Source organism: Ruminococcus sporogenes, assembly GCF_054655175.1.
Map to the genome: position 1 here is coordinate 413,387 of NZ_BAAHOA010000002.1, position 24,462 is coordinate 437,848.

Consider the following 24,462-nt stretch of genomic DNA (forward strand, 5'->3'; position numbering starts at 1 on the left):
TATAGAAAGAGGGTGTATGCATGGCTCCCGCAAGTAAGGCACAGCAAAAAGCAGTAGCTAAATATATGAAAAATAATTATGATGAATTGAAAGTCAGAATGCCTAAAGGCAAAAAAGATATAATAAAGACTGCTGCCGAAAATCAGGGCAAATCGATTAATGGCTTTATCAATGAAGCTATTGACGAGAAGATTAATAGAAACGAAAAACAGGAGGATATAAATAATGCCTGAAATAAGTTTATTTTATGGAATAAGAGTTACAATGTACTATGCAGACCATAACCCGCCGTATTTTCACGTTGAATATGCTAGAAAAAAAGCTATGATTGATATTTTAAATGGTTCTGTTATACGTGGAAGTTTACCAAACAAGCAGATAAAATTAATACTTGCATGGTGTGAAATTCACAGAGACGAACTTATGCAGGATTGGGAATTGTCTAAACAGAATCAGCCATTAAACAGAATCAATCCGTTAATATAACAGAAAGGAGCAATCATTAATGCAAGAAGATATGTTTCCAGTTGTTGTTCAGGCAGTAGCCGGAGAAGATTTTACAGTATTCGCTTATATGCTGGACGGAACTGTCAGAAAAGTTTCAGTAAAACATCTTGTTAATAAAGGCGGTGTCTGGGAAAAACTGAAAGACCCTGATTTCTTTAAAAAAGCTTTGACTGTTATGAATGATACAGTTGCATGGGATTTATCCGGTTGCTTCGATCCATCTAATTGTATTGATATTGACCCTTTTACAATTGCTGAATGTGAAACCGTTTCAGACCCTCTTCAAGTAGCATAACAAAATTAAGGAGCGGGACTATTATCCTGCTCCTATTTTTGTATATAAAGATTTGGTATTAATGTTTAAACGCTCTATAGTGCTATCAGAATCAACGATAATGCTTTTGTAATACTTCTATAGTAAAAATTATCAGGGCTTAAAAGGGCGTTTTTTAGCTTTGTTCTGAAAGTCTCATTTTTGGTATGTCCGAATTTCTACTACTAATATTACGTTTTATTACGTTTTGAAATTTCAATTTTGTGCATACGAATTTTGGAGATATCTAAATTTTAAGAAAGCCAATTCAGAAAACGCAGTTTTGCGTTATCAAAATATCGACGTCCTTTCAGTGCGCCATTAGTGCGCCATTACTCTAAAAGTGCGCTATAAACTTTTGAAAGTAATTAAAAGCGATTTATAATTAAACCGCATAGATACGGCTTTTATTAAACATTTCATATAGCTACGAACCAGTAGGTCGGGGGTTCGAATCCTCCTGGCGCACCATATAGCACTGACAAAATAGATGAAAGTGCAAAAAGCCCGTAGCTACGGGCTTTTTTGATACCCAAACGGCGAAAAAAAGAAGTTAAAAACCATAGATGAAAAAAGCCGAAAAACACCGTCTGAAAGGATTAGAACTCCCGACATTTAAATATTTCAGAAAATGCAGGCATATTTGAGAAAAATAATCTCAGATATGCTCTTTGTAAATATAAAGAATAGTATACAAAATTTCAAGGACCGTTTTGTCTGATATGAAAAAATAAATAATAATACATTTAAAATAATATGAAGTTAATGGATTTGTATTCTGTTCTAATCTAACACCCTGAACAAAAATCAGAAAAGTTTGACGATAACTTTAAAATGGAAGGCATGAGTTTATGAAAAAAACAATTTCAATTTCGGTCAATGAGGAAAAATTGTCAGCAATAGAAATGTACTTGGAGCAGAAGATTACTACGCTTACGGCGAAGCTTGATAAGTACGCCGATCAGTTATGTACCGTCAAATGTCCGTGAATTTATTGAACTGACGGCGGTTAGGAAATCTTCCCGAAAAGCCTGCGGAACGGTAACCCTCCCCTGTTCGTACCGTGTGCCGTTGAATAAGGTTTCATGGCATAGGAAACCCTTAAGGACAAGCATGGCTTATTCGGGCTTTTTCGCAGGGTTTCAGAAAGGTTGAATGGCTTGAAAAAGGCGGTAAATTGTGATAAAGTCAAGACGTATGCTTCGTATTTGTCATCTAAAATACCAGGACAAAATCATGCATAAATCTGCCAAAACTATATTATTAGTTATTCCTCTTCATGTATTTTATGTCGATAGTACTCAAAATCATACGATGCATTATTTTTCGTAATAGATGTCAACTATTCGGCTCCACTGGGACTGAATTAAAATTTACTTTTATAAAGCTTGCAATGATTGGCATAATAAAGTTAAAAAAAGGACGGATGACAGACGTAACGGAGGCTGATACCAATGGGCAGAAACACAGTGAAAGCAAAGCTGGATATAATATTCAAGACGATGTTTTCCAAATCGGAAAACGAGGACATACTACATAGCTTTTTATCGATTATGTGAACCAATGTAGCTTTTTTAATATCACATTCTCCTCTTCAAGCTGTGCATTACGGTTTTGAAGTTCCTTTATCTGCTTGGAGGTAAAAATGGTATTATCGTCCATTTTAACTTCTGAATATTTCTTTATCCAGTTGTCTAAGGCGCTATGTGATATTCCGTATTCCTGACTTATCTGTGAATACGTTTTCACTGATTGATATAGATTTACGATTGTTTTCTTGAATTTCCCTGTATATTTTGGTGTGCTTATTCAATTTTCAGAGGATTTTTCTATGAGGGCGTTTCGCAGTATGTAAGCAGAGAGCTTACAGGCAAGCCTAATCTTCTCAACTATTCTGAAAAGACATACGAATATGATGGAGAAATGCGCATAGTCAAGGTTAAGGAATCTGGAAATGAAACTGTTTCCTATACCTATGACGCAAACGGCAACAAGAAGTCGGAAACCCTTGCAAACGGCGTAGTTTCCACTTATACCTACAACAAAGCGAACAGAATTACAAAGATTGAAAACAAATCCGGTAATACTGACATATCAAGCTACGAATATTCTTATTATTTAGACGGTTCTGACGCTTGCAAAATACGCAGTGAAAGTGGTATAATAGAAACGACATCATATGAGTATGACGGTCTAAAGAGACTTACTGAGGAATCCGTTGCTAAGGGCAATAATACGGATACTTATTCATACGAGTATGATGATTACGGCAACCGATCCAAGATGACGGCAGAAGGTACTGAGGATTATGTAACCGAGTACAGCTATGTTGATTCCAACGGCAAGTACACTGCGCTGCTTCAGAAGGAAGTAAAGACCGCAGAAGCTAACGAAAATCTGATTAACTTAAATCCGAATTCAAATGTAAAGCAGACGGTTTATACATATGACGCTAACGGAAATCAGATTACAAAGACCGCCGATGGAACAAGCGAAACCAACACTTATGACGGTCTGAATCAGCTGATTGGATTTACCGACGGTGAAACGACTGCAAGCTACAAGTACAATGCAAGCGGTTTACGTTATGAAAAGACTGTTGACGGTCAGACGATAAATCACGTTTGGGACGGTAATAAGCAGATCGTTGCTGATGTGGTTGATAACCAGTTCTATGAGGCTGATTGTTACATCAGAGGTACAAATCTTGTTGCCAAGTACAACTACAGAAACGGTAATAAGTCCGAGTATACCTACTATACGCAGAATGCGCATGGGGACGTTGTAAATCTTACAAATGCTGACGGCGAGGTTACAAAGAAGTATACATATGACGCTTTCGGCGTTGAAAAGAATATTGATGATTCTGATACTAATGCTTTCCGTTACTGCGGTGAGTATTACGACGCTGAAACGGGTACGGTTTATCTCAGGGCGAGGTATTATAACCCGGCAACAGGTAGGTTTATCAGCAGGGATTCATATGCAGGTAAATTAGAAGATCCGCTTAGCCTTAACCTTTATACTTATTGTGCTAATAATCCGATTTACTATAGCGATCCGACGGGACATATAGCAGGTGTGGATGACGCAATTATAGCAGGTGCATTTATAGCAGCTAGTATTGTAAGTTTGGCAGCAACAACATTGAGTCAACCAGCAGTTCAAGAAGGTTTGTCTACAACGATAAATAAAGCATCTTATTTTGTAGAAGATGCTGTTGAGAATACTACTTCTTTACTTGCATCTGCTCTTACAACGATAGGATGTGGAATAGCAGAGTTAACAGGAATATCGTCAGCGCCTGTGTTGTCAGCTCCAACAGGTTTGATGTCAGAATTCAGTACAACTATTGATTCGGAGGCCAATCCTTATCTTGCCCCGTGGTTGTACGCTTCTATGGGTTCGCAGTCGATTGCTAAAGATGATGCGGATGCCGCTGAAAAGGATATAGATATACCATATTGGCCCATTAAAAAACCAGTGTATTTTCCTGAAGATCCAAATGATTTTCAGCCGATTGGATTGGTGCCAGTTTATAGAGAAGGTACAAAGAATGGTTCAATGATACAATGGATTTCTCCTTTAACAAATAGACCTGTTTTTACATGGCACGAAAATTCAAATCATGAAAATGGAGCACATTATCATATTAATGATATTGATAAGGGAATCCCATCAAAATTTCATAAACACTTTTATGCTTATGAAACTGTTCCAGAGCCATATGCTTCAGTATATTTTTGGAAAGGATATAATTAATGAAAATACTATTTGAAAATAAGGAAATAATTGATACTGAGGTTTGCTATTTACATGACAGTTCTGTAATTTCCTTAGAATATAAACCTTTAAATAGAAAATTAAAGATAAAATTAGAAACTTTATTTGATAAAGAAACTAATAGTTCAAATGCAGAGATAATATTTAACAATATACAATATTTTATGCAAGATAATCAAGGTATTGATATAAATGGTTGTGAACATGGTATAAATGGTTGGGAATTAATTGAGCTTGAAGATATTAAAGAATTTTATAAAATGAATATTTTTAATAAGCAGAAACCATTTGCGGTTATGTTTGAGTTTTTTTGTCAGGCTAAATTATATGTTGTAGCAACTGAAATTGAATTTAATAGAATATAAATCAGCTTATAGGACTTACTAACGGCTAAACGACTGCAAACTACAAGTAAAATGCAAGCGGTTTGAGATACGAGAAAACTGTTGACAATCAGACTATTAATCATGTCTGGTATAAAAGCAAGCAGATTATTACAGCCATATCTACAACCAGAGAGTAAAACAAACTTAATTGTTTGTTTTGCTCTTTTTCTTTATTACAAAAAATATTTTAAAGGAAGTGATAATATGATATATAAACCTCAAAATGTATACCCTCATAATACGGCTATAGACGCCTCTGAAGATAACAGCTTCTCATTTATATTTAACGGGGATCATTTAAAGGGTTATGATTTTGTGTTCTATGACGCAGGCAATAACGGACTTATTAAAAAGATGTACGTTCCTCTGTATGCTTCGGCTATATACAATGATTATGAATCCAGAACAAGAATGTCTTCAGGTACTTTTGAAAACGGTAAAAGCTATAAATATAAAATGAATATATATCAGGAAAAATATGATATATTCGCTGTGCAGGGAACAGTCAGATCTATTAATGTTTCTCACCCTTCTGTTCAGATTCCTATTACATACGGCATAACTGAAATTCAGAATCCCATTTATTATGAAGTAAACGGCATTCGCACTCTTTACGGGGCTTGCTGCATGGAAATTGATAACGGAACTGTAAAAGAACGAAGAATGATTACTAATTATGATCCGACTTTGAAATACGGTACAGACGACGGTTACGGCAATTACGATTACAGAACTCTCGTTACCTTGGAAGCCCCCTTTTCCGCGATTCCCCCTGCCGGAACAACATATAAAATATATAAAAATTATATTACTTCCCCCGAATATTTTTTTGAATGTGCAAAACGGCCTGTAATTATACCTGATGTTTCTTTAAACGAATTCGGGAATATTGAATGTGCCTCGTCTTATTCCCAGGAACAAGATATAGGTATTAAAAATTATAAATATTCCTTGTTTAAAGATGAAAAGTCGGACGGTATAATCGACGCTGTTGTAAGGGATTCCGATTCTGTTTCCGAAGATACCATACCTGTATCTGTACCGGAAGGATTGATTTTCTCCATATTTGAAGACGATTATGTTACCGTTACTTATTCTACAGAGAATTCATATACTGTATCTGAAACGAGAATAGTAAAAAGCTATGACTATATTAACAATATAATAACTGTTAAAGAAGGCTTTAGTATTATTCCTCCCATTGCTTCACAGGTTTCCGTATTCAGAGGAAAGCTTACCCTTGTGAGGGAATCGGAATTAATTTACAATCAAACCTTAAAATATGAATTTAACGATATATTAAGCGATTCATCCTATACGGTAAAATTAGAAGTTACCGCGCAAAACAATATGAAAACTGAAAATTCTGTTTCAGGTCGCTTTACATCAGTCAGTACCGCAGATAAAAATTACAGTTTTAATTGCGGCGTTGAAAATGAAAGAAACGATATTGTTATAGACTATAATATGGGTAACAACAAGGCTTTAATAGAAAGAGAGGATACGGTAACTGGAGAGAAAAGAAGAATCGTTTTTAACTATCTACCCTGCCATGATTATCTTGCCGCGTCTAAAAAACTATACAGATACAGAATAATTCCAATCGTCAAGCAGTCTGATAGATGGGTATACGGAAGCGAATATCTGTCTGAAATCCTATCTCCGAATTGGCGTTGCTGGACTATTTATTCTCTTATACGCAGAACTGATCTTAATTCCTTTGAACCAAACAGGGAAAGATTTCAGATGAACGAATACTGGAACTTATATATTGATCCGGAGGAAAGTGAAATAACGCAGAATTTAAATCATTATCTTCATGAGGGCTGCTGCGCCAAGCCTAAAATAACAATCAATGACAATAATTATATATCCGGTTCGCTTACCTGTAAGCTGTCGCAGATTGAATGTCCCGAAATGAAATTTCAGGATACGATTTATATGGTCGAAGCATGGCGAGAATTTATATCTGACAACAGTATATTTTTGCTTAAAAATCCCAAAGGAGAAACATGGATCGTCAGTATTTCAGATAACCCGACAATATCCTATGATTATTCTTATTCAGGCATACCTACAACCCTAAGCTTTTCCTACACTGAATGCAGAGATATTAATGAAATAGCTATAATAAACTAATCCGGAAGGGTGATTGAAATGAAGGAGTTTTACAATGTAATCAATTCTTATTATTTAAGCATGTGTGCAGACACGGAAATAAATCTCAGAGTTAAAGCGGAATTGCTGGATCATTATGAAAATACGATCGGTGAAATAACTTCAAGCATATCGTCTGTTAATGGCAGTATTAATATAAAATATAATCAAGGAGTAAGAAGAACCTGCGATTTAACTATAAATGACTATAATGAGAGCTGTATTCCCGATAACGAATACAGCTCCTTTTTTATTAACAGAAAATTTAAAATATATATTGGTTTATATAAAAAGAATCATTCTTATTATCAGGACGACGTTATATTTTGGTTTTCTCAAGGGGTATTTGTTACTACGGATTCAAATTATGATTTAAAAAACAACATTCTTCATATTTCGGGAGTTGATAAATTCGGATTCTTTACAAAGGATTTAAATCAGCATACTTTGCAAACTACATATCATGTTCCCGCCGGATCAAAACTTGGTAAACTTATTGGGGATATTATAACCATTGATATGGGAAACGGATATCCTGCCGATTCGATGATTCCTATTATTAATTCGCAGCTTTTCGGCGAAGAGATTCCCCATGATATAGAAAAAACGGCAAATGAAACTATAGGCGACATTCTTATTGAAATAGCGACCGCTTTTAATTCAGATATTTACTACGACGTAAACGGCCGTCTGGTTTTTGAACCTAATATTACCGACGATTATTTAAGACAATCTCCGGTATATGAATTTAAAAGAAATGCCCCTGAGTATGTCGAAGCAAATTTTAATTACAATTATGGAAACGTGATTAATCAAATAACCGTTACCGGCAACAATTCCGATGAAATAACCTATTCCTATACGGCTGTTAACGATTATCCTATGTCTTCTTTAAGAGTAACAAATATAGGTATCAAAGCGGCAGAAATAGAAGAAACCGCTATGGGCTATAACGAGAAAAGATGTAAGGATTATGCCGAGTATTTGTTAAAGAAAAAACTGCTTCCGTCTATATCCGGCACATTACTATGCTCTCCCCTGCCACATATCGACGTCAATAAAATTATAAGGCTTCCTGAGAAATCAACTGCGAATTATCATACCGATTATCTCATTGAGGAAATAAGCATACCTTTATCTCCTGCTAATTACAGCCTTAATATATGCAATATTCAAGAACTTCCGCTGCACTCATATTTTTAAAAGAAAGGACGACGCAAATTGAGCAAAATAGATTTCAGTAAATGGATTAATAGCGATAACTCCAACGAAAATATTAAAAAAATTACCGCTGTTGTTGAATATGTACAGCCCGATAATTCAAGAGCTGTTGTCAGAACTACAGATGGATTATCAGTTAAGCTGCTTAATAAAACAGGCGAATTACTTTCTGTGGGCGACACAGTTCAGGTATTGTACAGGAAATTGTTAACAAGTAAAACAGCTTATATTGAAGTTAGAAACGGCGAGCCGGTTGTTACGGGATCAAACGTCAAGGGCGTAGGAGAAAATACCGAAGGGAAAACGTTTGAGTATAACGAAAGCATATATGAAGGCGATAAGACCTCGGAAATATTTAACGATTATATTAATAATACAGCCGCCGGAGGATATGCGCATGCTGAAGGAGATCGTACAACTGCAATTGGCGTAGCCGCTCATACTGAAGGGACCGAGAGTATGGCAATAGGCGGCGGCTCTCATGCAGAGGGAATCGGAACTTTTGCCGGAGATGGCGGAGGGTCTCATGCAGAGGGGTATTATACCCATGCGGAAGGCAAAGGAAGTCATTCGGAGGGACAATATACTGTAGCGGAATACGGCGGTCATGCGGAGGGAGATCACACATATGCCCACGGAACCGGCAGTCATGCGGGAGGATATTATACAAAAGCCGTGAGGGAAAATCAGTTTGCTATGGGTAAATATAATGTTGAAGACTATAGTAATAAATTTGCCTTTATCTTAGGAAACGGCACAAATGAAAATAATCGTTCAAACGCTTTTGCTATAGATTGGAATGGAAACTTATATATTGGAAACAGCGATGTTTCAATTAATCTGATTGATTTAATTAGTCGTTTGGAAATACTTGAAGGCAAAGCTTGAGGAGGTATAAGAATGGCATGCAGTTTAATAAGCCGAAACTATCAGACAGGAATAACTATATTTTCGATAGATAGCTCGGACGACTTATCGTCATTGCCGACATTAAACAGAAACGGAAAATACAATTTAAATACAATAAATTGTGTTTCCCAAGGAAGCTTAGCTGTCGGCACTGACGGAAAGGATTACGTTCTCAGCGGCAGCAACCAATGGATATTGTATATGCAGAATAATTCTTCATCAAATAATAAGACAATAGGAATGTTTGAACATACATTTGACATCGGCGATATACAATTAAATCCTGTAAATGAATATTATTCATTTGGAACCGCTAAATTTAAAGGTATATCAGCCTATGATTATATTTGGAAAATTGCAGATATTCTGTCTGTTCAAAACGTCGCCCCGATAAGTGAAATAATTACAAAGCAATTTAATTACAAACACAACCGGAACAATTATATGGATAAGAAACAACAGTAATGTATTCCCTTTTAATAATATTACAATATCCTCAATTTATTATAACAAAGAAACGCTTTCTCCGTCAGAATCATATATAGGAATAGAATTTATATCTCCTCCCGCGTTACCGAGTTTCAGCGGGCAATCTTCTGAAGAAATATATAAATTCAAGGGATTGGTTACAGCAATTTCTAAATAGGAGGTTAATATGGCTTGCAAATTAATGAAATTAAATTATAATACCGGACATGCCGTGTTTTCAATAGACGATAATTCAGATTTAAATAATCTGCCTGATTTAAAGAATACGGGTAAGTCGGAAATGTCGGTAATTAAAAATATTTCACAGGGAAGCTTAGCAATAGGCTCTAATGGAGAAAATTACATTTTAACAGGAAATAATAAATGGATAAAATACAATGGTAATATAAACAGACAATTTATTTTTTATTAATTCAAGGAAGTGAAGTATGTTTAATATATCAGAAAAAAATAATCAGCCTATTATCCAATTAAATCGCGGAGATAGCGCAGAGCTTCAAACGGAACCGTATATCTGTTCGGACGGCAATAAAACGCCCTTAATTCTGAATGAAAACGATTATATACTGTTTTGTATTGCCGGTCCGTCCGGTAAAATTTATTATAAAAAAATCATAACCAAAAATGATTATAATCAGGATAATATACTGACTATAAAATTTCGTCCTAATGATACAGTAAATTTACAACCGTTCAAATATATATTTTCTTTACAGTACATGCCGGAGAACGGTTCCGATGTTTATACATATAGTACCGGCATATTTGAATTACTTCCTTCTATTGCAACTGTTGAGGATTTGCATGAAAGAGAGGATATTTATGATAATCAGCGGAGAGATTAAAAAATCAAATATCTTATTTTGCGGCAAGACAACAAATAAAAAAATTGTTGACGGAACAATAGATAAAGCTGAAACTGTATATAAAAAAGAATTAGTATTTGCTGACAGATTTGAATTTCCTGCAATCGGAAATGAGCAAATTCTATATATAGCTGAAAATGAAAATGCAATATTTATTTTCAATAAGGATACAAACACTTATATTTGTATAAGCAGAGACTATAATCAAATTGAAGGAATACAATGCAAACTTAAAGAATTTTAATAAAGGAGCAAAATATGCCGAATGTTATTTTAAATAATGTAGAAATATATCTTGACGCAAGGACGGAGTCGCAATGGAACAGTATGTCAGACAAAGTAATTCCAAAGGGTTTCCCTTGTGTAGTTCTTTCGTCTAATAAGACATTTTTAAAAATCGGAGACGGTACAAGTACTTTTGAATCGCTTCCTATAATTGGTTTTATAGATTCAACTCAAATCGATACGGTAATAGAGAAATATCTATCTGATTACTATACGTCTGAACAAACAGATTTGGCTATCAGCGAAGCAATTTCATCGCTTGGAACGGTATTTAATTTAAGGGGACGCGTAGATTCGGTAAGCGATCTGCCTTCAACGAACAATAAATCAGGCGATGTATATTTAGTGGGAAAAGAAAATTCCGATGAGTTTTATGAATATTATTGGACGTCTGACACATGGGACTATATGGGTATTACATCTGAGATAGATTTAAGTAATTATTATAATAAGACAGAAGTAAATAATCTTCTTAATAATAAAGTAGACGCTATAGAAGGTAAAGGATTATCAACCAATGATTTTTCAACCGTTGAAAAAAATAAATTAAATTCCTTAGAAAACTATGATGACAGCGAACTAAAAGCAAGAATTTCCGAATTAGAAACAAATAGTATAAAAGCAACTGATAAGCTTATACTTAACTGTTGTTTGTCTTGAGATGTGATAATAATGGCAGACAGAAATATAAAAACGGAAATCAATATTGAGTTTTCAGAAGCTCCAAGCCGTCAAAGTCTTAACAGCGGCGATGAAATCAAATCTCTGTTTGGAAAGCTGAAAAAATGGTTATCTGATTTGAAAGCCGTAGCATTCAGCGGAAGCTATAAGGACTTAATTGATAAGCCGTCTATTCCTTCTGTTGACAGTTCGCTAAGCAGTACAAGTACAAATCCTGTGCAAAATAAAGCGGTTAAAGCAGCTTTGGACGACAAATCAAATACGGATCATACCCATGATTATCTGTCTCTAAGCGGCGGAACTATGAATCCTGATTCAGAGATAGTCATACCCTACGGAACGACGGGAAGAGCCGCGGGACTCGGAAAAAACGGAGTGAGGGTCTATACCACAAGCAACGGTTCGGCATGGGCTTCGGGAGTGAGCTTTTATAAAACCGATAAGGAAACCTCGCTCGGAGCAATAGGAGCATACGGACGCACCGACACCCTGGAGTATTACTATATAGGCAGTTATCAGAATCCGGTGGTAAAGATAACGCCCGACGGAAAAATAACTACGGCGGCAGGCGGCAATCTTCTGTATTCCGGCTCTATATCTACGGCGGGAGAGTCCGTAACAATACAGGGGCTTGCCGACTATTCGATAGTGCTTCTACAGACATACGGCGTCGGAGCCAATGGACTGAGCTGCGGTATAACAACTCTTATCCCGATAGCCTACATAAGTAAAGGGAACAGTATTCGGCTTTACGGCGGAATCCCTTCCTCTTCGTATATTACATCAAGCGGTCCGCAGGCCGCTAAGGATATGGGAGGCTATATAACGGCTTCTATGACTTCCGATTCCCCATCAATCCTTACGCTTGAGCAGTCGGTTGGAATTATAGGAAATATACAGATATATTCAATTATTTAAAGGAGGATTTTTTATGCAGATCAGAAAAGATGAAAACGGAAACATAATACAGGTAGCAAGCATGGGAGGCATACCGGACGGTACGGAGCTTGATTTATCTGATTACCGGATGGACGAAAACGGCAATCTTTTACTTGATACCGAAAAGATTCAGGCAAAGCAGAACGCCGCGAGAGCAGAGGAAATTAAGATAAGGCTTGAAGAGATTGACGGCGAATCAGTCAGACCGCTGAGAGCCGCCGTTACCGGAACAGCCGACGATTACGATGTTAAAAAGCTTAAAGAGCTTGAAGCGGAGGCGGAGGAATTAAGGGGGCTAATCTAATGAACGATAAGATAAAATACATACTTTCCGTTATCGGAGGGTTTATAGCGACGGCCACAAAGCAATACGGGCTTATACTTCTTTTTGTGGTGATAGGAATAGTATTCGATTTTGTTACGGGACTGGTCAAAAGCAAAATAACGGGCGTTCCCTGGTCAAGTAAAAGAGGCTTTATCGGCTTCTGGAAAAAGATATCGCTTCTCGCGGCGTTGTTTTTCGGGGTATTTCTGGACTACTTCATACCCATGTCTCTTGAAAAAATAGTATCTGTCGAAGTACCCTTTGCTTTGCCCTTCGGTTTAATCATCGGAAGCTACATAGTGCTTAACGAATGCATATCTATATGCGAGAATCTCTACGAATGCAACCCGGATATTATTCCGATTGGGTAGCTAATTTATTAAAGAACGCTAAAGGGAAAATTGAGGATAAAAACGGCCAAGACGGTTGACACATACGGTTAATTGTTGTATAATAATAAAAAAGGGGCATACCGATAGACGGTCGCTCCCTCACTATAAGTTTAATGAATAAACCGCAAGTTTGGTAGACTGGGCGGTTTATTTCTTTATGTTCTTAATTACATTATCTAATGCAACAAGAAGCACGATAGCCAGAACTATGTAACATAATTCCATGTCTATCACCTCCTTGCCTGCTTATTTCGCCTGCCCTTAAAGGGGACGATTAAAGTATCTTATGGCGTAAGGAGGTAGCAACCGCCTACCGTTTCAGGTATGCCTTGATACAAATTATACAATATTATGTAATAAAAGTCAATATTTTACCAAGCGTTCCGAAAGGGGCACATTTTTTATGTCCAAATTTAAGAAAAGAGGTTTTATTATGAGTAAAAAAGTATTTATAGGAGTAGGACACGGTGGTAAGGATCCAGGAGCAAACTCCGATTATATGACAGAAAAAGAATATAACTTAAAGACTGCTAAGCTTGTAGCCCAGTATCTCAAAGAGGCGGGAGTGGAATATAAGCTGTCGAGAACTGCGGATGTAGATACCGATATGGACAGCAAGGTTGCAATGTGCAACGCGTACAATCCCGATCTTGTAATAGACGTTCATTACAACGCGGGAGGCGGAACGGGCTTTGAGGTATATTACAGCCATGTAGGCGGTACTTCAAAAACGCTTGCCGAAAACATCAATACGGAAATGAAAAAGCTTATGAAAAGCAGAGGAGTAAAGACAAAGCTTAATTCTATCGGAAGGGATTACTTTGCAATAATCAGGCTGACCGACGCGCCGGCAATTTTGCTGGAGGGCGGATTTGTAGATACGATATCGGACGCAGACTATATCAAGGCAAATTACAGTAAGATAGCGAGAGCTTATGCGGACGGTATTCTGAAAACTCTGGGAATAACGGTTAAGACTGACAGTGTTTCGTCTGCTAAGCCTGTACTGGACAAAACGGGCTACAAGAAGGGCGATAAATCGGACGATATATTTTGTATGAAAATGCAGCTCATTATCGCTAAGAAACTGGGAATCAATAAATACGGAATGGATAAAAACATATGGTTTGGAGACGGAACTCTGAACGCTGTAAATTATCTACTGGGGCAATGGGGTTATAAACAGAATGGGATTGCCGGAGTTAATTTTCGCAAACGTCTAATAACAGAGATTGAAAAGAAGATGTAATAAGTTAAATCCCCTCGGACTTAATTGTCTGAGGGGATTAAAAAAATAGAAAAGAGGAGCCCGACTTGTCAAACTCCTCCAAGCGCAGTCCGCAAACATACGCTGCTATCCACAACTATATTATATACTTATTTTAGATTTTGTCAATTAATAAAATATTATGGAAAATTTGGAGTGATCCTTGCCGTTTAATTTTGTCGGTGGGTTTTGTACATAATGCTAAGATAAAAAACAATACAAATTTATATAATATAGAGATGCAATTGAGAGAAGGTAATATATATGTTAAGCACACAAATTATTGCTAATACTATTTTAATGTTAGCTTTTGAAGAAAAAATCAGTGTTACCCCTATGAAATTACAGAGATTAATTTACTTTATTTATAAAGATTTTCTGAAAACAACGGAGACAAAACTTTTCAATGAAAAATTTGAAACATGGAAATACGGTCCTGTTTTGCTATCTATATATTATGAATTTGGTGGATTTAAGTCGAAACCAATTGATAAGTTTGCTCGTGACGCAAATGGTAACGTTATCGTAATCGATTTGAATTACGATAGTCAAATTAATGAAAGTATCTTAAAAAATTGGAACAAATATAAACGACTCAATGGAATAGAACTTTCAAAATTAACGAGAATATTGTATTCGGCAAATCAAGTAACTGACTAAGAGATAATAAAAAGAAATATAAATAGGCTTTATTTAAAAAACTAAATTTAATTGAAATATATGGAGGTATAATTTTGAAACAAATTCGACGTGATTTTATGATAGAAATCATTTGGTAATATCAGAATTTTCATAAACAGTTTTTATAATTAGATAATTAGATAAAATATTATCCTTATAATATTCCGCAAGATCAATTGCCTTTTGCACTTTTTCAATCTCATTTTTTGATATTTCACTTTTACATGATAAACAAAATTGCCAAACCGCTATTACAGTAGCAGTAATTACGAAGATGAATGAAACTATTTGTGTGCTTATTTCAAATCTCTCTATATTGCTTAAAGTTTCTGTTTCTTGATTTAGAAACTTAATGTATAATGCGATTAAAAGAGTCGATATAATAAACAGAAAAGATATTAAATTCCTAAAATGCTTCGATAAAAAATTTTCATATTTTTGCACTTCCTTTACTATATTTTACCACATATCTACAAATAATTCAGCATATAATTTAAATTCGTTATGTTTCTTTTATTATAGAATATTCTAAATGCTTTTAATTGATAGATACGGCTTTTGTTGTTAATAAACTGTGTAGTTATATATTGGGTTTCTAAATTTCACTAAATGCTTCAGTCAATGATAGAAACGGATATATGAAACCTCGAAATTAATGTTGCTTGTTGTTTTTTCTACATATTTCTATTGGAGAAACATATATTATAGAATGAGCGATGATATTCCATCAAGTGAACAAATTACGAACAATCCGTGCTTTTAATGATACAAAAATAGTACCTTGATGATAATTGAAATATAGAAATCATGATTTCTCATCCTGTATTTCTGATTAAAACCGAAATTTTGCTTAACTTATTGTTCATACAAAATTTTTCTGCGAAACACTATACAGAATAAAAATCACATTGACAAATCAGAAGTTTTGTGTTATAATTTTACTGATATTACAGTACCGAAGACAACAGGTGGGGAATCATAATATCCTGTCGAGGGAAGTCAGATTATTCATCTACAAAATGGTGCATATGAATTTGCAGTTGGATTCGTTTGACGGTTCTTCACAAATTCTTGTGCACCTTTATTATTTGTTAAAAGCAGGAAATCATATGAGTACAACAAGTGGAACCGTAAAAACAATATCTAACAGTCTTGTTGGCTGTATTATAAAATTAGCAGTTGCGTCAATAGCAGTGGTAATTGGTGTATTGTGTGGATTAGATCAAGGTGAGTCTTCTGCAAAAGCATTCCACATAGCAATTATTTTGCAATCGATTGACACAATAGCTGAGTATTTGTCGGCTTTGCATGAATATGACGGAAGACTAACAAAATTTCTTCGCAATTCACTTGCCGTTATCACACTCTTGCAGGTAGCGGCACTTATCATAAGTTTCGTATGTATAAGTAAGGATTGGAGTTCAACGTTTAGCTTGCGAATTTTTTTGTTCATTTTAATTTCAACTCCATGCGTTCATTGGTGTGTGGAAATCGCTTATTATATGAAATGATTTTTGAGGTGAATTATGAAAGATATTATTTTAGTATTGTTAATTGCCGTTGTGATTGATTCTTTGGTTGTTTTTTTATCATATTATTGGAGAAATTTGCAAAGAGCGAAGCAAGTGAAACGAAATCGCCAGCTTTTGCTTAATATAAGTGAAAGTGATGTTAAAGATTATCTAACTCAGGAAAACGGAGATTTAGATTTGAATGTTGAAACTCCGATGGATGAAGTAATGACACTATCAATTGTAACTGGTCGAGAATTTATTAAAAGGCGTGGATCGTGGAGAGCAACAATAGGTCTTTTTTATTCGATCTCAATGCTAAAAGAGGATATTGACGATGAGTTTAATAAAAAGCTTTAATTCTTATGAAGAGCAGTGCTTCCAGCTAATGGTTTCTTTGCATATATATACAAAGAAATATTTGTTGATTGCAGAGGAAATTGCAGAAAAGGGTGAAATTTTTATTCAACCGTTAAAGGAACAGCGTGATGCTTTTGATCATTTAATGCGATGCTATGGTGTATATTTTAGTCACCAAGAGACTGTTGGCGGAGAAAATCTGGAGAAGTATGTATTAATAAACTTAGATAAAGCTTGTGGTCATATATACAGAGCATTCTTTGATACAGCCGATTGGTTGACGTATATGTTACGCAAGTGGATTCGTGAAAAATTACAAAATGCTGGAGACGCTTTATGTAATCAAAAGCTTCCTGACTATCAGGATATAAAAATAATGCTTAACGAAATTCCTATTTTGGTTGCATCATTGAGAGAATCGAAAGATGTTGCCAAGATAGAAAGAGCCGATGGACAATCTCAAACTATCCAAGAAGTAAAAGAGTATATTTCAATTTTAGACAATCTTATTGAAATTAGGCAAAAAGTTATATTGGCATTTGGACCGTAATTAATGAATAGAGTCCGTAATCTGGACTTTTTCTATTATGATTTTCTATGTTCTCTTTTAATTTAAAGTTCGATAGGAAGCGGATCGTTGTGGTTCAATCTAAAGCTTCTTATTCGGCTAAATAATTCTTATCCTATTTGTAGTCTGCAATTCATAAATGTTGTCTTGATGACGACTGAAAATCAGATTAAGAAAAGCACCAACAGTTCAGTTTACTGTTGGTGCTATCTTCTTTACCAAGAAAAATTAAAAGTATGGTATAATTAAATTATGAGTTATATTTACTGATGAAACAATTTTTAATACAAAGCAAAACTCGTCAGGACATTTCTGATAATTTTTTAATAAATAATGCATTGACAAAAAACTTACATATGATATACTATTGATGCATTATAAATAAGTTAACTCGTGAAGGATTAAGGCTGGGTTCCCGAATGGGAGTAGACGACTACGTTTAGAATTCCTTTGCCCCTGGGGGTTGACTTATTTTTTTTATTTTGTCTTAGCGTCAATCGGCAAGGATCACTCCTTGCCGATTTTTGTTTGTATTAAGATATAAAAAATGAAAGTCGTTATAAATAACGACTTTCTTTAACCCTATTACGAACATAAGAGTAAACCCTAATGCCTTTTAACCTATTACTAACACTTCCGCATTTACTATTAAAATCTATTCTTTGTATACTTTTCGGTTGCATTCTTAAAATGTATGTTCAACGTTTCTTTAACGGGAAATTATATACCTTATCCACTTGGACGTTAAACATTTCTGTAACAACCACGTCTAAAACTGAGCGGGGTTATGAAAAAGTAAGGTGAGCCTACCTAAATTTCGCAGACCGCTAAAGTTATACTATTAATCATGATGTCGTTCTCCTTTGCTGTCATAAATTTAATTTACATTTTTATTTTAGCACTTGTTTCGACTGATTTCAACAGTTTATTTAATTGTCTACAAAAGTTTACAATTATCTCTTGCAAACATCATTAGCGCAGCTTAAAAAAACTGTAGCGGTAAACTTATTATCTTTTAATTTATAATCCGTTTCACCATCATACATGATTGCCAGATCGTTAATAATTTGAGTTCCGATGCCATGTCTTACTTTATCTTTTTTAGATGTTTTCAACGCTTTGCCATTGTACGCCAAATTTGTTGTCTCCGCACTGTTTATCGTCTTAATCTTTATGTAGTCAATTTCTTTGGTTATAATTAAGCTGATACTTTTTTCCCCTTTACATTTCTTACACGCTTCTATAGCGTTGTTAAGAAGATTGCTAATGATAGTACACATATCGTACTCGCTGATACCATATAAATTTTGTTCTATATCTAAAAGGTCAATTTTGTCTATCAATATACTTTCTTTAGAACACATTGTTAATTCATTATTAATAATTGTTTCGAGCATGCTATGTTTTAAACTAACATATTGTTTGTCCTCGCCAAAGTCCACGTCGGACCAGTCGGAAAGTATGTTTTTGGCTTCAGATAATTTATTTTGATCTATTAATTTTTGCATTAACAAGCTATTTTTATTAAATTCATGCTTTATATTATAGACTTCCTTATTCTTACTGTTTATTTCGCTAACCTTCTTATCTATCTCGTTTTGATATTGTTCTAATACTGCAATTCTATTTTTTGTTTCATTGTATTTAGATAGTACTATCATTATTATATAAGCTGTGGTATTCACAACAATAATTAAAACGGTAGTGATTACTATGTATACTGCGTTGAATGTTGTATACAAATTTATTCCGAATACAATAAGACCGATTGCAAGACTTAACAGTAAAAGACTTATTATAATATACCAATTATGAGGAGTTAAAGGGTACTTTTCCTTTTTAAATATTTTCAGCATTAACCTTGTAAACAGAAAATAAATAAATTTTGTTATGAAGAGTAACAAAATCCTTGTAGATGTTTGATTAGCGATAAGCGAATTAAAATCCATTTGGGTAAACAAACTGAATATACTCATAACCGCGATATTAATTACAAGTATAGATACATTGCTCAATACTGAAATAAACAACTTAAATAAAATAGAGCCTTTCAAAAACAAGAAGGCAAACCCGAATGTAAGAACTAAATGGGATATACCCGGAACAATATCTGATTCTACAAACAGCGGAAGGATAATTATGTCTAACAGTGAAAAAAGCAAGTATGATATGTATTTAATTATTTTATGTCTTGTACTCTTAAACCCCATAATTCTGGTAGTAAATTCTGTTATGATAATGCTTTCAATTACGGAAGCCGGTAATTCAATAAAATTAATCATCTTTTCTCCTTATTATCTCGTAGGCACGTTGTTTGAATTTTTCTCTTTCAGATCTGGAGAATTCAATAATACTTCCATCATCCAATTTGACAAAGTTATCTTCTATGCTTGCAATATAATCGAAATTTATATAAAGCCCTCTCCTGACTCTTATAAAATCTGTGAATTTTACTGAAGATACAAAACTCTTTAAACTTTGTTTTGCTGTTATTCTTTTGTCGTTATTTAAAATAATATTTGTACTTTTTCCGTCCGCAATTATACTAACAATATCCTTAATACAAATATCGTTGCTATCTATATTAATAATCTCATTTTCAGGCATGCCCATTAATTCTTTTACAGAATCATCTAACACTCCCTTTAGTTCTTCATCTAATTCCGCTTTGTCTATAAACCTGAAAGCACGATACATATATCCATACTTTGCAAATTCAGTATGACTGGTTGTGAAAACAATTAAAGTATTTTTCTTATTATCTTTTAATAATTCCCCCGCCACATACTCACCTGAGGCGCAAGGCATTTCTACGTCAAGAAAAATCAAATCATATTGATTTATATATTTGTTACTTGATATTAGTTTAAGCCCGGAATCGAATACATCAATCTGATAATTATAATTTTGGGAATCTAAATGTTCTTTGATTTTTTCAGAAATTTCATTAACAAATAATTCTTGATCGTCACAAACAGCGATTCTCATAATATCAACCTCCTGCATAAAATTATAACAAGAGTGTCGATTTATGTCTATATGTAAATGTTTACAGTATTTTAATTAAAAAATTATAGGGACTAACTATATAAGTTAGTCCCTATTTTTTACGACTTCACTAGCATTTCTAATCACATTTCACTTATACAATACACTGTAACTCATCATTTAATGCTTTTTATTAATCAGATGAAATTGACAATATAAATAAAGAATGATATAATTCATTTAAAATATTAGATTTACATTTCGTTGAACTAAAAGGAGGGTAATATTATGGGACGTCCTAAAAAAGAAAAACCGAATCACGCCACTGGAATGTATGAGGTAAAAGTAACAATAGGGCATACTTTTGATGGTAAGCCAATAAGAAAAAGCTTTTACAGTTCGACCAGTAAGGCCGCCGCGAAAGCCAAGGCGGAAGACTATAAAATTAATCAAGCTGTTTCTAAGCAAACGGGAGAAGCAATTATTTCAAAAGAAATAAGCTTTGATATCTGTGCTAAAAAATGGCTTGCTTCAATTAAACCTACGTTATCCGATAATGCATACAGCAATTACGAAGTGGCTATAAGATTACATTTAAATCCGTATTTCAAAAATGCTATATTATCAAATATAAAAGCTATTGATATTCAGAATTTTTTTAATTCTATCTCAAAAAAATCTTCATTGGAATCAATGAAAAAATATAAAAATTGTCTTAACGGCATATTTAAAATGGCAGTCGACAACGACTATTGTACTAAAAATCCATGTTTAAATATAAAGTTAGTATCGGAAATAGAAGATAAAATAAAAAGAACTTATACTAAAAGACAAGCTTATTTAGTATCGAGATTTGCAAGAGAACATAAAGATGGACTAGGGATAATTCTTATGCTTGATTACGGATTACGAAAAGGTGAACTGTTGGGTTTAAAGCTCAGCGATATAAATTTTAAAAACAAAACACTGCATATTCAAAGATCTGTCGTTGACGTTAAGAATAAAAATACAGGGAAAGTTGAAGTTAAAATTAAACCGCCGAAGAATAAACAAAGTAACAGAGAAATTCCATTAAAAAATACGTCTATAAACAGGCTTAGTCAGTTGTCCACCGAATTTATTATTTCCAACACAAAAGGTAGTGTATATTCCCCACACAATTGGTCTATGAGAAATTATAAAAAATTTATGAATGATATGCACAAGCACTATCTTAAATACAATATTGATATTCCAATATTAAGTCCTCATGAATTGCGTCACACAAGGGCGACACTGTGGGTAAATAGCGGTAAAAATTTATTTGCAATCGCTTCCGTTTTAGGTCATTCCGATTTAAAAATGTTACAACAAAGGTACGCCCATAAAGACACGGAATCTTTACGAAATCTTCTTGATTTATAATGTTTACTACGACACTACTACGACATTTTATATCGTTTTTATCATATTATTTAAATATGGTCTTACGCGTAAATGCCGAATCTACGCAATTTACTAAGGTTTTTCCTACTCATAAGTTGCTTTTCTCTTTCCTTGGTAAGGACGAGGTCACCAGTTCGAATCTGGTTAGCAGCTCCAGGATAATCCCCCATTTTACGCCGTTTGCAAGCAATTGCAGGCGGTGTATTTTTATGCCTTGATTGCAATTTGATTGCAGTATGCAAAACCTATTTATACGTATAGCGCAAAAATTCTTAGCACAACTTACCTCTGGACATGATTCGACTTTTTTGCTATAATTTTAAAACAAGAAAGGAGGATATATGTTAATAGCAATCTGCGACGATGAGCAATTTTTTCTCGACTATTTTGAAAAGACGATCAAGGATTATTACTATTATGACCGTGGGATGACCTGTCAAATAATAAAGTATCTTAACGGACACGATCTAATGGCAGACATAGAAACACAAAAATATAAAATAGACGTAGCCGTATTAGACATTGAGATGCCCGGATATTCGGGGATAGAATTAGTTAAGGACATCCGAAAAATTTGTCCGGATTTACCCGTGATGTTTTTAAGCAGTAATGAGACTTGCGGCGATGTAGCCGTCGAGTATGACCTGTGCGCCTACATATATAAAAGCGCCGGAGAAACAAAACTATACAACGCCTTTGATTTTTTATTAGAGGAAGAAAAAATAGCAAAACAGACCTATGACACGAAAAATATAAGTGTACGAATTTCTGACATCGTATACATCGAAATGAAAAACCACGAGGCTTTATTTCACACAGAATCTGGGATTTACAACGACCGAAATACTTTAAGTAATCTACAGATAGATTCGCGTTTTGATAAGTTTGTTACTTTAAGCCGTAGCTTAATGGTAAATTATAGGTTTATTGCGGATTTAAAAGATGTTGTGTACCTGACAACAGGAGAAACGCTTAAGTACAGCCAATCAAAAAAGGAAAACATATTAAAAAAATGTATTTACTTAAGGGGGCAAAGGTTTAGATAATGTGGAGCTTGATAGAACACTCAGCCAGTCTGGCTGAAGCAGTTATCATCACAGGCTTTACAACAATGGTATTGGGCTATAAAAGCCCCGGACATAAGTACTTAAAATATATAGTTTATACGCTTGTTTCTTTCATAAATATTGCTTTTTTAGCAAATTATTTGCCGGCAAAAGTTTCGGAAACGCTTCCGGGTATATCACAACTTATTATAAGTATGATATTTGCAGTACTTTTTTTGAAAGGAAATCTATTTTTCAAATTTTATATAATATTTATAAATAATTATATGATATTTCTTATAAACATCCCCGTTATGATGGCGTTTAATAGTTTTCTTGACGGTAACGGATTGCACGCTGCCGTTTACATACAAGGCGCGGTACGTATAGCTATTTTAGTTATAACAAAGCTGCTGTTTGCGCTTGCCTCATACGGCTTTTACAGATGGTATCGTAAAAATCTACGTAACGCCGACTTTAGTTTCGGCTCTGCGGAGTGGATAGCTCTGCTTTTTATATGCACAGCCTCGTTTGCAATGGGGTTATATGTTTTTCAGCAAAACGTAAGCCATTATAAGCCTTTAATCATGACGTTTGCTTCTCTTATCGCGTTAGTGATTAATGGGCTTTCTCTGTACGGGATATTTCGTTCTGCCCAAAATAAGCAGAAATCTGAGGAAATAAAATTTTACCAGTTTGAAAATAAGGCGATGAAAAAGAATCTTGACGAGTATATAAAAAGAGAAGAAGAGATACGGAGTATTAAGCATGACATTGAAAATGTTGCTGTAACAACAACCAGTCTTTTAGACCATAAAGAGTATGATAAGATACGTGAGCATTATTCACAGTTGGTTAATAGAATACATAGCGGCCGTGTGGTATATACAGGTGTGAAAAATGCTTATATTAACGCAATCATTCAGCAAAAATATGCTGAATGTTATGATAAGATAAATATAAAATGCCACGCAAGCAGCGATTTTAGCAAAACAGAAGGCTTTCAAAATGTTGACATCATAGATATTTGTACTATTATCGGTAATCTCCTCGACAATGCCACAGAAGCGTATACCGACAGCTTTAAAGACTACGAGATTATAATAAAACTTGATGTGTTTGGCGGAGCATACTCGGTTGAAATATCAAACCCCATAGAAAAATCAGTATTAGCACATAATAGTCGCCTTAAAACAAGCAAGACCGACGTCAAAAATCATGGGCTTGGTATCAAAAGCGTTAAAAGACGAGCTGAAAAGTATAACGGCAACGCTGAATTTACAGAGGAAAATAACCGTTTCGTAGCGCGAGTATGGCTTAGACCGGAAGAGTGATATACGGTGAATAAATCCACATATAATAC

The 24,462-nt window shown here is 34.6% G+C and carries 28 protein-coding genes and 1 other annotated feature; of the genes, 25 read left to right on the top strand and 3 right to left on the bottom strand.

The genetic code is table 11. From position 1 onward, the window contains the following. The first annotated feature begins 20 nt into the window (after positions 1–20). From ACYQ0N_RS08410 to ACYQ0N_RS08425, 4 genes are all read left to right on the top strand, one after another. The gene (locus ACYQ0N_RS08410; RefSeq protein ID WP_177533162.1) at positions 21–233 is read left to right on the top strand and encodes an Arc family DNA-binding protein; all 213 of its coding nucleotides are present in this window, start codon (positions 21–23) and stop codon (positions 231–233) included. Beyond that, entirely contained in the window at positions 226–486 is a 261-nt protein-coding gene (locus ACYQ0N_RS08415) for a DUF4160 domain-containing protein (protein ID WP_177533163.1), read from the top strand. The genes ACYQ0N_RS08410 and ACYQ0N_RS08415 overlap by 8 nt, the downstream gene beginning before the upstream one ends. 19 nt (positions 487–505) lie before the next feature. Beyond that, the gene (locus ACYQ0N_RS08420) at positions 506–802 is read left to right on the top strand and encodes a DUF2442 domain-containing protein (RefSeq protein ID WP_177533164.1); all 297 of its coding nucleotides are present in this window, start codon (positions 506–508) and stop codon (positions 800–802) included. 869 nt (positions 803–1,671) lie between these two features. Next, entirely contained in the window at positions 1,672–1,809 is a 138-nt protein-coding gene (locus ACYQ0N_RS08425; RefSeq protein ID WP_177532435.1) for a hypothetical protein, read from the top strand. A 562-nt stretch (positions 1,810–2,371) separates the two neighbouring features. On the opposite strand, the gene ACYQ0N_RS08430 is transcribed toward ACYQ0N_RS08425, so the two are convergent. Then, entirely contained in the window at positions 2,372–2,629 is a 258-nt protein-coding gene (locus tag ACYQ0N_RS08430; protein ID WP_460162612.1) for a transposase, read from the bottom strand. A gap of 114 nt (positions 2,630–2,743) precedes the next feature. Between ACYQ0N_RS08430 and ACYQ0N_RS08435 the strand changes: the two genes are divergently transcribed. The 18 genes from ACYQ0N_RS08435 to ACYQ0N_RS08520 all read left to right on the top strand — a co-directional run bounded on the left by ACYQ0N_RS08435 (position 2,744) and on the right by ACYQ0N_RS08520 (position 17,622). Further along, on the top strand, positions 2,744–4,582 hold the full coding sequence (locus ACYQ0N_RS08435; protein WP_460162419.1) for an RHS repeat domain-containing protein: 1,839 nt from the start codon (positions 2,744–2,746) through the stop codon (positions 4,580–4,582). After that, positions 4,582–4,968 (top strand): hypothetical protein, encoded by a 387-nt coding sequence (locus ACYQ0N_RS08440; protein ID WP_460162420.1) that lies wholly within the window; start codon positions 4,582–4,584, stop codon positions 4,966–4,968. Before ACYQ0N_RS08435 ends, ACYQ0N_RS08440 begins: the two co-directional genes overlap by 1 nt. A gap of 225 nt (positions 4,969–5,193) precedes the next feature. Then, a complete protein-coding gene (locus tag ACYQ0N_RS08445) occupies positions 5,194–7,128 on the top strand; it encodes a hypothetical protein (protein WP_460162421.1) in 1,935 nt (644 codons plus the stop codon). An 18-nt stretch (positions 7,129–7,146) separates the two neighbouring features. Continuing rightward, positions 7,147–8,349 (top strand): hypothetical protein, encoded by a 1,203-nt coding sequence (locus tag ACYQ0N_RS08450; RefSeq protein ID WP_460162422.1) that lies wholly within the window; start codon positions 7,147–7,149, stop codon positions 8,347–8,349. An 18-nt stretch (positions 8,350–8,367) separates the two neighbouring features. Beyond that, positions 8,368–9,255, top strand: a complete 888-nt coding sequence (locus ACYQ0N_RS08455; RefSeq protein WP_177531765.1) for a hypothetical protein — start codon at positions 8,368–8,370, stop codon at positions 9,253–9,255. A gap of 12 nt (positions 9,256–9,267) precedes the next feature. Continuing rightward, the gene (locus tag ACYQ0N_RS08460; protein ID WP_460162423.1) at positions 9,268–9,741 is read left to right on the top strand and encodes a hypothetical protein; all 474 of its coding nucleotides are present in this window, start codon (positions 9,268–9,270) and stop codon (positions 9,739–9,741) included. Positions 9,742–9,931: 190 nt separating this feature from the next. Next, a complete protein-coding gene (locus tag ACYQ0N_RS08465; protein WP_177531767.1) occupies positions 9,932–10,177 on the top strand; it encodes a hypothetical protein in 246 nt (81 codons plus the stop codon). A 16-nt stretch (positions 10,178–10,193) separates the two neighbouring features. Next, complete coding sequence (locus ACYQ0N_RS08470) at positions 10,194–10,610, top strand: hypothetical protein (RefSeq protein WP_460162424.1); 417 nt, start codon at positions 10,194–10,196, stop codon at positions 10,608–10,610. Then, the gene (locus ACYQ0N_RS08475) at positions 10,588–10,875 is read left to right on the top strand and encodes a hypothetical protein (protein WP_460162425.1); all 288 of its coding nucleotides are present in this window, start codon (positions 10,588–10,590) and stop codon (positions 10,873–10,875) included. The genes ACYQ0N_RS08470 and ACYQ0N_RS08475 overlap by 23 nt, the downstream gene beginning before the upstream one ends. 14 nt (positions 10,876–10,889) lie before the next feature. Continuing rightward, a complete protein-coding gene (locus ACYQ0N_RS08480; RefSeq protein WP_460162426.1) occupies positions 10,890–11,576 on the top strand; it encodes a hypothetical protein in 687 nt (228 codons plus the stop codon). Between the two features lie 12 nt (positions 11,577–11,588). Further along, positions 11,589–12,515, top strand: a complete 927-nt coding sequence (locus ACYQ0N_RS08485; protein WP_460162427.1) for a hypothetical protein — start codon at positions 11,589–11,591, stop codon at positions 12,513–12,515. A 13-nt stretch (positions 12,516–12,528) separates the two neighbouring features. Further along, positions 12,529–12,840, top strand: a complete 312-nt coding sequence (locus ACYQ0N_RS08490) for a hypothetical protein (RefSeq protein ID WP_460162428.1) — start codon at positions 12,529–12,531, stop codon at positions 12,838–12,840. Beyond that, complete coding sequence (locus ACYQ0N_RS08495; protein WP_460162429.1) at positions 12,840–13,232, top strand: phage holin family protein; 393 nt, start codon at positions 12,840–12,842, stop codon at positions 13,230–13,232. The genes ACYQ0N_RS08490 and ACYQ0N_RS08495 overlap by 1 nt, the downstream gene beginning before the upstream one ends. 454 nt (positions 13,233–13,686) lie before the next feature. Then, a complete protein-coding gene (locus ACYQ0N_RS08500) occupies positions 13,687–14,502 on the top strand; it encodes an N-acetylmuramoyl-L-alanine amidase (RefSeq protein ID WP_460162430.1) in 816 nt (271 codons plus the stop codon). Between the two features lie 282 nt (positions 14,503–14,784). Continuing rightward, complete coding sequence (locus ACYQ0N_RS08505; RefSeq protein WP_177532911.1) at positions 14,785–15,180, top strand: Panacea domain-containing protein; 396 nt, start codon at positions 14,785–14,787, stop codon at positions 15,178–15,180. 958 nt (positions 15,181–16,138) lie between these two features. Continuing rightward, positions 16,139–16,296, top strand: a sequence feature (ribosomal protein L10 leader region). 14 nt (positions 16,297–16,310) lie between these two features. Beyond that, on the top strand, positions 16,311–16,712 hold the full coding sequence (locus ACYQ0N_RS08510) for a hypothetical protein (RefSeq protein WP_177532910.1): 402 nt from the start codon (positions 16,311–16,313) through the stop codon (positions 16,710–16,712). Positions 16,713–16,727: 15 nt separating this feature from the next. After that, positions 16,728–17,072: a hypothetical protein gene (locus tag ACYQ0N_RS08515; protein WP_177532909.1), complete on the top strand. Its 345-nt coding sequence runs from the start codon at positions 16,728–16,730 to the stop codon at positions 17,070–17,072. After that, positions 17,050–17,622 (top strand): hypothetical protein, encoded by a 573-nt coding sequence (locus ACYQ0N_RS08520; RefSeq protein WP_177532908.1) that lies wholly within the window; start codon positions 17,050–17,052, stop codon positions 17,620–17,622. Before ACYQ0N_RS08515 ends, ACYQ0N_RS08520 begins: the two co-directional genes overlap by 23 nt. Positions 17,623–18,593: 971 nt before the next feature. Here the strand turns inward: ACYQ0N_RS08520 and ACYQ0N_RS08525 are convergent. Further along, the gene (locus ACYQ0N_RS08525; RefSeq protein ID WP_177532907.1) at positions 18,594–19,922 is read right to left on the bottom strand and encodes a GHKL domain-containing protein; all 1,329 of its coding nucleotides are present in this window, start codon (positions 19,920–19,922) and stop codon (positions 18,594–18,596) included. Next, positions 19,915–20,628: a LytR/AlgR family response regulator transcription factor gene (locus ACYQ0N_RS08530; RefSeq protein WP_177532906.1), complete on the bottom strand. Its 714-nt coding sequence runs from the start codon at positions 20,626–20,628 to the stop codon at positions 19,915–19,917. The genes ACYQ0N_RS08525 and ACYQ0N_RS08530 overlap by 8 nt, the downstream gene beginning before the upstream one ends. A gap of 288 nt (positions 20,629–20,916) precedes the next feature. Here ACYQ0N_RS08530 and ACYQ0N_RS08535 point away from each other — a divergent pair, with 288 nt between their 5' ends. The 3 genes from ACYQ0N_RS08535 (at position 20,917) to ACYQ0N_RS08545 (ending at position 24,433) form a co-directional block, all read left to right on the top strand. Then, a complete protein-coding gene (locus tag ACYQ0N_RS08535; protein WP_460162431.1) occupies positions 20,917–22,032 on the top strand; it encodes a tyrosine-type recombinase/integrase in 1,116 nt (371 codons plus the stop codon). Between the two features lie 362 nt (positions 22,033–22,394). Next, a complete protein-coding gene (locus ACYQ0N_RS08540) occupies positions 22,395–23,099 on the top strand; it encodes a LytR/AlgR family response regulator transcription factor (protein ID WP_460162360.1) in 705 nt (234 codons plus the stop codon). Next, on the top strand, positions 23,099–24,433 hold the full coding sequence (locus ACYQ0N_RS08545; RefSeq protein WP_460162359.1) for a GHKL domain-containing protein: 1,335 nt from the start codon (positions 23,099–23,101) through the stop codon (positions 24,431–24,433). The genes ACYQ0N_RS08540 and ACYQ0N_RS08545 overlap by 1 nt, the downstream gene beginning before the upstream one ends. The last annotated feature ends 29 nt before the right edge of the window (positions 24,434–24,462 follow it).